Source organism: Fibrella aquatica (assembly GCF_041321135.1).
GTDB lineage: Bacteria > Bacteroidota > Bacteroidia > Cytophagales > Spirosomataceae > Fibrella > Fibrella aquatica.
Map to the genome: position 1 here is coordinate 286235 of NZ_JBGGWF010000003.1, position 11721 is coordinate 297955.

Annotated in this window: 1 protein-coding gene; it reads left to right on the top strand. The window is 51.6% G+C overall.

Translation table 11 applies throughout. The annotated features are described in order from the left end of the window. The first annotated feature begins 266 nt into the window (after positions 1-266). Complete coding sequence (locus tag ACAW87_RS08960) at positions 267-11705, top strand: hypothetical protein (protein WP_370723034.1); 11439 nt, start codon at positions 267-269, stop codon at positions 11703-11705. Positions 11706-11721: the final 16 nt, after the last annotated feature.

Consider the following 11721-nt stretch of genomic DNA (forward strand, 5'->3'; position numbering starts at 1 on the left):
CTCTCCCGGCAATACTATTTTCAGACCGCAATGAAGATGTGATAAATACATAAGTAATCGCACTCTTGATTAATATAAAGTAAGAAAACCTTAGTTTTTAGTGACTTACGGGGATAGTAGCTACGCACAAGACACAGCAAGTTAGTTATTGCTGGTTTTGTCGATGGCGTATATACTATACCGTTAGTCACTGCATGGCCTACAGTCCTACTATCACCTGATGCTGCAAAGCAACAGCCCAAGTAATTCATTTAGATCGTAACAGAATGGAGCATTTTACCTTCACAGCATACAGCAACCCACAGGCACGGACAGTCAACCGTGCCCTTTCTGCGTTGTTGGGTTCGTCAGTACGACCTACATTGAAAATTATTTCTGTTCGTTTGCTTGTTTCTCTGCTCCTGCTTTCAGAAATAGGCCAGCCCACGCAGGCTAGTCCGGCTATAGGTAGTGGTAGCCTTGCTTACAAACCCAAGACTACCGTAAACGCCCCTATAAGTACGGGTTCGCTTACGGCAAGCAACAATCGACCGGCAGGCAAAAGCCTGAATCGCCCATTGATGGTAGCTATTGTTGGGGGGCATGCTGCTGTACCAGGTGATGCTGATGATGACGGAATCCTCGATAGTATCGATATCGACGATGATAACGACGGGGTGTTGGATACCGTAGAAGGTACTGCCGACACGGACGGCGATGGTATTATCAACAGCCTCGACCTGGATAGTGATAACGACGGTATCACCGACGTGATCGAAAATGGCGGGACCGATGCCAACTGCGATGGTATGCAGGACGGTGTCATCAACGGGCAGGGGCTGGTGGGCTCGATCATACGCGGGGGAATGGTAGGTGGCGTTAGCCGGGCCATCACCTATCCGACCATTGCCAGCCTGACACCTGATGGACAGTCTTCCAGCTTGGACTCTCCCTTCCCATATACCGGTGAAACTGGCTGGTTTAGCTACAACGGTAGTATTTATCGCATATTTAGCGGATCTACGCCTAACCGTCTGGTAGAATACAAGAGCTATGTAAACTTGGCCGCCGACATACAGGCATCAAACGTAGCGGTAGCCGGTGACTTCTCTGGCTTTATCGGCTTGTTTGTAAAGGGTAGTACTATTTACGCAGTTACTCCAACTAATCTGTTAGCCTTTTCGAGCATTGCTAACTTGATTTCGAATACTGCTGCTTCAATTACGCCGATTTTGCCAAATACCACGGCCAATACCTGGGACTATTTCGATACCGCTGATAAGATCTACCGGGTTACGGGGGCTCCCCAGACGCTGATCGCCTATAATAACTTGGCCGATTTTGCTAACGATACTCGTGCCAGTCAGGTGAATATAGCAGGCATTGACGCGACCAATGCGGCCTATACCATATTCGGCTCGCTGGGTACGCCCGATATAGATGGCGATGGCATACCGAATTATCAGGATCTGGATAGCGACGGTGATGGCTGCCCGGATTCGATAGAAGGGGGCGCGGCCTTTACATCGGCTAATACAAACACGAATGGAAGTTTGTCAGGAGCTGTCAATACCAGCACGGGTATTCCGACTAGTGCCGGTGCCTGCGGGCAGGCTGTTGGCTCCAGCCAAAATTCATTTGTTCAGGACGCCAGTTGCCCGATAAAAGATTGCGACGGTGATGGCAAAGCCAATGCCAATGACTTTGACGATGATAATGATGGCATTCTGGATGTTACCGAAGCGGCAGCAGATAGTTATGTGTATGATTATATTCTTTCGGGTACACAATCAGCCATACAATCAAGAGCTGCCCTTACTGCCACCACGCAAGCCTGGCTAGACAACCGCTTATTAGGCGTAGGCTATACGGGTGCATCCAATGCCAGTTTTTATGTTACCCCAGGCGGAGGAAGCATATCGTATCAGGTATTGCCTCCTACGGCCGGTGCAGGTAATACGGTTGTTATCCCTGTGGCAAACACAGTCAATACCCTGGCGGCTGTTAATGCCGGCACATTCTTAGGAGTAGCGTCAAATTCAACTACGTCATTCGGGTTCTTCAAAACCGGATCAACCATTCAAGCAGAAAACTTAGGTGCTGGGGGAATAGTAGCCACTTACTTAGCCACCAATGTGGTGAATACCCTGGCGGCAAAAGCTGCGGGTACGTTACTCGGCATCACGGTTGACCCGACTACTTCGTTTGCCTACAGTATCTATAAATCAGGGAACACGCTTGTCTCAGAGTGTTTGAACAATGGAGCCATAGGTACGTATTCGGCTGCCTTCTCGGCCAATACCATTGCCGCCTTTAACAACAAAACGCTGATCGGTGTCGATCATGGTGGTGCTCTGAACGTAGCCTCCATGATTTATACCGGCGCAGATATCGATAACGATGGCATTCCAAATACCTGTGATACAGACAGCGACGGAGACGGTTGCCCCGATGCCGTAGAAGGTGGAGCAGCCTTTACCATTCCCGGCGGTCAGGTTAATGGAACGACCGGTCAATTAACCGGCTCTATTTCGTCAGTCGCTGCCACTAATGGCGTACCTACTCTGGCCGGAACGGGCCAAACCACGGGATATAGCCAGAGTTCAGCCATTGTCGCCTGTACCGATAGTGACGGTGATGGCGTTGTTGACATTGATGACCTCGACGACGACAACGACGGCATTCTGGATACGGTGGAGATGGCTTGTAATAAAATCACGAATGGTGATTTTGCGACAACTGCCAATTGGAGCTATACGAATCCGGCAGTTAATATTCAATCGGGTTTACATCAATTATGGTCTGATACAGATGGTAGTTTTAATGCCGCCAATAAGATAATCTCTGTAAATACAGTTCCGTTGACTTTAACTTCAGGTCAGACGTATTACTTTTCATTCGATGCGTATAATCCAACTCCAACACTTACCACAAGAGGAGTTGACTTTGCCTTTGTTTTAATTGATGGGTCAAATAATATTGTTCAGACCATTGAAACCTATAAAACGAGGGCATCTGGTACCGGTAATATATTGGTTTCAAATACCACGCTTGCAAATTTTGCTAAACAGTTTAATTCTACTGTTACCGGTCCTTATCGATTAGCGATAACATGGGATGTCAATGAACTTCAAGCGGCACCGGCGGATGATATTAATTTAGATAATGTAGCAATAAAGTATTGCGACACCGACAATGACGGTATTCCAGATAGCCTCGATTTAGACTCTGACGGCGACGGTTGCGCCGATGCCATTGAAGGTAGAGGGGCCTTTACTACTAGCAATCTGGTGAGCAGCACCCTGGCCGGTGGCAGCACCAACGTGCAAACCAACCTGGGCAACACGGTGGGTAACACCACCGCTACGATGGGCGTACCCACAATTGCCGGAACCGGTCAAGGCATTGGTTTTAGCCAAAATGCAAGTGTGAATGCCTGCTTAGATTGTGATAATGACGGCATCACCAATGAAGTTGACCTGGACGATGATAACGATGGCATTCTGGATGTTACCGAAGCGGCAGCAGATAATTTTGTTTATGAAAATATTGGACTTGGTACCCAGACTATACAACCAAGAACCTTAATTAATGCCACAACCCAAGCATGGTTAGACAACAGATTATTAGGTTTAGGCTTAGCCGGTGCTGCTAATTATGCTGTTTATCTTACACCAGGCGGAGGTAGTTTATCCTTTCAGTCTATACCATACGGCAATGCGGCGCATGGTAATACCGGTGTATTTCCTGCTGCTACAACTGTCAATACGTTGGCGGCAGTCAATGACGGTAGTTTTCTCGGTGTAGCACCAAGTGCAGGTACGTTTTATGGCTTTTATCAAAAAGGTTCTACTATTCAAGTTGAAAACATTTCAACGCTCGGAACACCATCTAATTTTTTAGAAGCCAATGTAGATAACACGTTAGCGGCAAAAGCCTCTGGCAATTTTATATCAATATCTGTTGATACGGATGCCATAGTCTACGGTATATACAAATCTGGCAATACCATAGCTTATGAGAATTTAAACACTGGAGCTACAGGTAATCTCAGTGCTGCACTGTCAGCAAATACGTTGGCTGCTCTTAGCAATAAATCATTGCTTGGAGTTGATCATACAGTTGGTAATATGTACGCCATGATTTACAGTGGTGTAGACATTGATAACGATGGTATTACGAATACGTGTGATACTGACAGCGACGGCGACGGTTGCCCCGATGCCGTAGAAGGCGGAGCAGCCTTCACCATTCCCGGCGGTCAGGTGAACGGAACGACGGGTCAATTAACGGGCTCGATCTCTTCAGCCACCGCGACCAATGGCGTACCCACCCTGGCCGGTACGGGTCAAAGCGTAGGCATCAGCCAGACCTCAGCGGTGAATGGCTGTACCGATACCGACGGTGATGGCGTCGTTGATCTTGATGATCTGGACGATGACAACGACGGGATTCTGGATACGGCAGAAATGACTTGTAATCTAGTTGCCAATCCAAGTTTTCAGACTACTGCTACTCCTTGGTTGGCACAAGCTGGTGAAGGTGTTGATTTATCTTTATCAGCTCAATTTTTGTTCTTAGGAAGTGATAGTGATGCTACGTTAATTCCTGCAAATAAAATTTCAGTGATTAACAATGCCCCAATTAATTTTATTGCCGGCGAAACGTATTACTTCTCTTTCGATGCGTCAAGATCATATACATGTTGCACTTTAGCAGGAGCTAATTTTAATTTTGTTTTAATCAATTCGTCTAATGAAATTGTTCAAACGATTGAAACCTATAGAACAAGAAATAGTGTAGCGGGTAATGTGTTGGTATCAAGTGAGACGTGGACAAATTTTGCCAAAAGTTTTGTACCAACCATAACAGGACCATTCCGACTTGCGATTACCTGGGATGTAAATGAAGCTGAACCAACTCCACGTGACGATGTACGATTAGACAATATTTCAATCAACTATTGTGATACCGATGGCGATGGTATTCCCGATAATCGTGACCTCGATTCGGACGCCGACGGTTGTGCCGATGCCATAGAAGGCGGAGCCAACTTCACGCTGGCTAATCTGGTCAGCAGCACCCTAGCTGGTGGCAGCACGAATGTAAAATTGAACCTCCCCACACCGGTGGGCAGCGGCACGGCCACCAATGGCGTACCCACCCTGGCCGGTACCGGCCAAACTACGGGCTACAGCCAGAACTCGGCCCTCGTCGCCTGTACGGATACGGACGGCGACGGTGTCGTTGATCTTGATGATCTGGACGATGACAACGATGGTATTCTGGATACGGTAGAATGTGCCGCACTGGCCCCCTACAAAGTTTATACGTATAATAGAGTGGATGGAGCGAATGCAACAAACTTACCATTCACAGTAACCGGGCAAACGTCTCAAACAACGGTTGTCAATCAAAATGTAGCGGGTACCGACCTGACTTACGGCGGTTTTGGCTGGAAACTGCTCGCCAGCAATGTATTCCCCGATGCCACAGGCAAGATTTCGGTGGTGATGCAGCCAACTGCCGCTTCGGGTGGTTCCTACGCCTTTGCCGATGCCGTCCTGATTACCAATGGCGTCAGCACTACCAGCATTATTGATAATAACACGACGGGCTTTACACAGACGGGAACCACCTGGATTGCGCAGACATTGGCCGGTAACTACAATACTACCTTAACGTATGTGCAGGCTGCCAATTATGCCACCTCCAGCGCTACCTGGGCGTTTACGGGCCTACCGACTGCCTGCGATCTGGATAATGACGGCATACCGAACAACCTCGATTTAGACTCCGACGGTGACGGTTGCGCCGATGCCATTGAAGGTGGCGGGCCATTTACCACAGCCAACGTGGTGAGTAGCACCCTGGCCGGTGGCAGCACGAATGTGAAATTGAATCTGCCCACCCCCGTAGGCAGCGGTACGGCTACGAATGGCGTACCCACCCTGGCGGGAACGGGCCAAACTACGGGCTACAGCCAGAACGCAGCCGTGAACGGTTGTACCGATACCGACGGTGATGGCGTACTTGACATTGATGATCTCGATGATGATAACGATGGTATTCTGGATACGGTAGAATGTCCTGGCCAATTTGCATGGGAAACACTACCAACCACCGTTGTCGCTACAGGTAATGTGATTAATGCCACTATACCAGTAAGTAGTAGCACCTTAACCACAACCTATACATTCCCGACGTACGCAAGTAGCGCCAGTAATTTGGCGGTCATTGCTACTGGAACAGGGAATGCAGGAAGCTATACAACTACGGCCTACAACACCGTAAACGTTGTTAATTCTGGCAGAAACGGAACGTACACGCATTGTTTCGGCAAAACGGTAAGCAATCCAGTATTGATGCTGAATTCGATAGGAGGAGCTGGAAATGTACGACAAGTCAATTTCACGAATCCGTTTATTGTACTTGAGAAGTATGATGGAGATAATACGCTTCAGATTACCTCGAATTCTGTAACGGGTAATGAAGATGGAGTCATTATTCAATTCCTGGGTAATTACGATTGTATTTCATTTACAACCCAGGTAATAGTAGCTCCCAATAGTCCAACCGAGATTTTCTACAGCGTTTGGGGCGCTCCAGTTGTATGTGATACCGATGGCGATGGTATTCCGAATGGTCTCGACAAAGATTCGGATAACGATGGTTGCCCCGATGCCGTAGAAGGCGGTGCGGCCTTTACTATCCCAGGCGGTCAGGTGAACGGCACCACGGGTCAATTAACGGGCTCTGTTTCGTCGGCCACGGCTACCTACGGCGTACCCACGATTGCCGGCACAGGACAGACCATCCTCTACAGTCAGAACGCTTCGGCAAACGCCTGTACCGATACGGATGGCGACGGCGTGGTGGACATTGACGATCTGGACGACGACAACGACGGTATTCTCGACACGGTGGAAGGCTTGAACTGTGTGTCAAACGTGCTCACCGGCGAGTTCAACGGCACATTCGGCACCATTTCGGCGGTTACTAAATACCGTAACCTACAGAATCCAATACCAGGGCCTTACGCCTACACCGTTCCGAACAATAGTGATGCGGGGCAGTACGCCATTACCAGTAATGCCTATCAGTGGTTCCCGGCTGCCATCCCCGCGCTGAGGGGCCATACAACGGGCCTCGACGATGATGCGTATCTGATGGTGAACGGCGCGACCTCGGTGGGTACGTTCTACCAGGAGACGGTTGCTGTCTCGCAAAACACCAACTATACGGCCAGTGTCTGGACAAGAAACTGGACAGGAGCCGGTAGTCCGGCTGGTGACCCAACCATTGCGTTGCGGGTATTTGACGCCACCGGCACCACCCTGCTTGGACAAGCTATTGTATCGGGCTTTACGATTGGTCAGGGCTGGATTAATGCCGCGGCCACGATCAATACGGGGACAAACACCCAGGTCGTGGTGAAGCTGCAAAACGTATCGGTGCAGTCGGGTGGTAATGACTTTGCCATCGATGACTTCTCGTTCGGACGGGCCGACGGATCAAGCCTATCCTGCACGAGCATCGATACCGATGGCGATGGTATACCGGATCATCTGGACCTCGACTCAGACGCCGACGGTTGCCCCGATGCCGTAGAAGGTGGAGCGGCTTTCACCACGAGCAATCTGGTGAGCAGCACCCTGGCCGGTGGCAGCACCAACGTGAAACTGAACCTGCCAACGCCGGTAGGCAGCGGCACGGCTACAATGGGTGTTCCCACCATTGCCGGAACAGGCCAGGCTATTGGTCTGAGCACGACATCGGCGGTGAATGCCTGTACCGATACCGACAACGATGGCATTGTCGACATCGACGATCTGGACGATGACAACGACGGTATTCTGGATACGGTAGAGTGTGTGCCAACCAACCTGGTTACCAACGGTGATTTCTCATCTGGCTTAACCGGCTGGACCAACGGAGGAAGCTGGTTTGCCGCATCGGGTGGAGCAGCGATTCAAGCCGATAATGTCCCGGCAGTTAGTCTGAAACGTTCCGTTACCGGACTCAACACAACCAATACGGGCGGGACTGTCAAGCTGTCGTTATTTGTGGCTGCTGGCAACATTGCCTCGACGGATGCCTATTTAAATATTCTGTTAGGCAACACTACCTACGGGCAGTTCAGAATAGTAAGTGGTGTACTGAGCTTTATTAGCTTCAATGGAGCCTCGGCAAACATTACCCCGGTGAATGTGCCGCTAGGTACGTCAGGATTCATATCGAATGCTGTGATTACGATTCCCTGGGTTGGCAGACCCAACACGGCTGATCTGGACTTCCAGTTCACCGCCAACCAGAGCGACTTCTCGATTGATAACGTCAAAATCCAGAACAACCCGCTCTGTGATACCGACAACGACGGCATCCCGAACGGTCTGGATAAAGACTCAGACGGCGACGATTGCCCCGATGCAGTGGAAGGTGGAGCGGCCTTTAGCATTCCCGGTGGTCAGGTCAACGGCACAACCGGCCAGTTAACCGGCGCGGTGTCGACCTCGGCGGCTACCTACGGGGTCCCGGTGATTGCCGGAGCAGGCCAGACTGTTGACATCAGCCAGAACTCAGCCATAAACGGCTGTACGGATACGGACGGTGATGGCGTACTTGACAGTTTCGATCTGGACGATGATAATGATGGCATTCTGGATTCAGACGAATGCGAATCATATACGGTTTATGTTCGTGAACCCGTCTTCCCAAATTACTCTACCAATGTGCCCGTTGTGATTGCAGGTGGAAATGGGGAAACCAGTTATGCGTGGAATCAAACAATTGCACCGGCCGATTTAACCTACAATAGTTTAGGCTGGACAAGGGCGGCTTCGAATGTAATTCCTGATGCTTCCGGTAAAATCAAGATTTCAATTGATTTGACAGCATCAGTACCCGGCTCTTTTGTAGGGCTTGATGGAGCGCTTATTTATAACAATAAAACGGGTGTTTACACTTTACTGGATGCTACTGCGGTTGCTTCGGCAAGCTTTAGCACAATAGGAACGTGGGTTAACACAACGAGCATTCCGGCAACTTTCGGGTCCTTTGTCAATGCAGACCAGTTAAGAGCCGACTTACCATTTGCCGGAAAAAGTGCAGCATGGACATTTAGCGGCCTCTCAACAAGTTGCGATACAGATGGCGATGGTATTCCGAACCGTCTGGACCTCGATTCGGACGCCGACGGTTGTGCCGATGCCATTGAAGGCGGAGCCAACTTCACTACGACCAATCTGGTGAGTAGCACCTTAGCTGGTGGCAGCACCAACGTGAAAACCAACCTGGGTAACATAGTGGGCAGCACGACCGCTACCATGGGTATACCCACGATTGCCGGAACCGGACAAACCGTTGGCATTAGCCAGAACTCGGCGGTGAACGGCTGTACTGATACGGATGGTGATGGTGTTGCCGACGCTGACGATCTGGACGACGATAACGACGGTATTCTGGATACGGTAGAGTGTGCTAACGTACTGACCAGCACAACTGTTGCAGCAGCTAATGGTACACCAGCTACCTTCAGTTTACCGGCTACGGATCAGGGCTATCAGTTCGATATTACGAGTCTGGATAACTCGTTCCAGTTGACTCTGAACGGACAGCCTATCGCCAATCAGGAAATTCAGTTTATTCCTACAGGTACGTTCGTATCAGGAACCCCGTGGACGCAGAACATCCGGTTTGCCGATGGTGATACATATGGCAATCAGGTGGCAAACATCTGGGTGCTGGGTACGTCAAACGCGGCCACTCCGCTGGTTCGGGTCGTTATTAGCCCGAGCGGAACCGTGTCGATGTTTGGCAGCAAGGTGTTGAATGGCCCGCTGTTCCCGCTCGTCATGGTAAATGGAGGGGCGTTCAGGACGATTAACCTGAATTCGACAGGTACCAACTCCCTAACCATCACCCAGGCTGTAGAGACCACAACATACATCAATGGTACGTTCTACGGCGTACAAACCGGCACCTGTGATACCGATGGCGATGGCATTGTAAACCGTCTGGACCTCGATTCAGATGGCGACGGTTGTGCCGATGCTATTGAAGGCGGTGCAGCCTTTACCACGAGCAATCTGGTGAGCAGCACGATGGCCGGTGGCAACAGCGGTGCGGGTTACACAGGTACGTCGACATCGCCCATTACGCAGAACCTGGGTAATACGGTTGGTAGCACCACGGCCACGATGGGTGTGCCCACCATTGCCGGAACGGGTCAGACCATTGGCACCAGTCAGGATAAGCTGACGCAGGACCCTGCCTGCTGCCCGGTTAACGGTATTGCGCCTACGCTGTCGGCGACGAGCAAGGGTAACAGCTGCCCGGTTACGACGGTTGACCTGAGCACGATCACCGCCACGAGTACGCCAGTCAGCGCGTCGCTCACCTGGCACACGGGCACACCAGCAACGGCCGCCAACCGCATCACCAACGTGACGAGCGTGTCGGCCGGTACGTACTACGCGGCCTTCTTCGACGCCACCAACAACTGCTTCAGTGGCACGGCGGTAACACCGGTCACGGCCACCACCGTAGCCTGCTGTAAAGTAGGTTCGCTGGCACCGGCCTTGTCGACCCAGCAGATAACGAACGCCTGCCCGGCCACGACCATCGACCTGAGCACGATCACGTCGAGCAATACGCCGGTAGGTACGTCGCTGACCTGGCACACGGCTAGCCCGGCCACGGTCACTAACCGGATCACGACCATCACGAGCGTGACGGCCGGCATCTACTACGCTGCCTTCTTCGACGCTGCGGCCAACTGCTACAGCAACTTCGCGGTGACGCCAGTTCAGGCTACAACGGTGGTTTGCTGTACGCTGGGTACGTTGGCTCCGACTCTGTCGACGCAGACGAAGACGAACACCTGTCCGGCTACGACGATCGACCTGAGTACGATCACGGTGAGTAACCTGCCAGCAGGTACGTCGCTAACGTGGCACACGGCTAGCCCTGCTACAGCCGCTAACCGGATCACGACCATCACGAGCGTAACGGCCGGCATCTACTACGCTGCCTTCTACGACCCGGCCGCCAACTGTTACAGCAACTTCGCCACCACGGCGGTGTTTGCCACAACGGTTGCCTGCTGTCAGTCGGGTACATTAGCTCCGGCCCTGTCGGCTACGAGCAAGACCAACGCTTGCCCGGCTACGACGATCGACCTGAGCACCATCACGGCCAGCAACACGCCGGTGGGTGCTGTCTTAAGCTGGCACACGGGAACGCCAGCTACGGCGGCTAACCGGATCACGGCCATTACGGCAGTGGCACCGGGTACGTACTACGCGGCCTTCTTCGACGCCACCAACAACTGCTTCAGCGGAACGGGTACGGCCGTAACGCCGGTAACGGCGAGTACGGTGGCCTGCTGCCCCAACCCATCGGTGGGTGGCTCGCTGACGCTGGTAGGTACGTTGCCGCTCTGCTCGGTAAGTAACCAGGGTGTACTCATCGTAACGGGTCAAACCGGCGCGGTGGTGAAATGGCAAACCTCGACCAACGGTGGCCTCACCTTCACCGACATTCCGGGAACGGCGGGCCTGACGCAGTACAGCTTCTCGAACGCGCAGAATAACCAGCTCTTCCGGGTGGTGGTGAATGCGGGCGGCAGTTGCTCCGACGCAACCTCGACAGCGTTTGCCACGCCAACCAGTGCCTCGGCCTGTTCGGCAGATTGCGACGTGAAACCGGGAGGAATTATAAAATAGGGTTTACCCGGCCCCC

What these genes read in the sequence shown, in the direction of transcription:
- ACAW87_RS08960 (WP_370723034.1), top strand. Translation starts at nt 267, where the DNA reads ATGGAGCATTTTACCTTCACAGCATACAGCAACCCACAGGCACGGACA.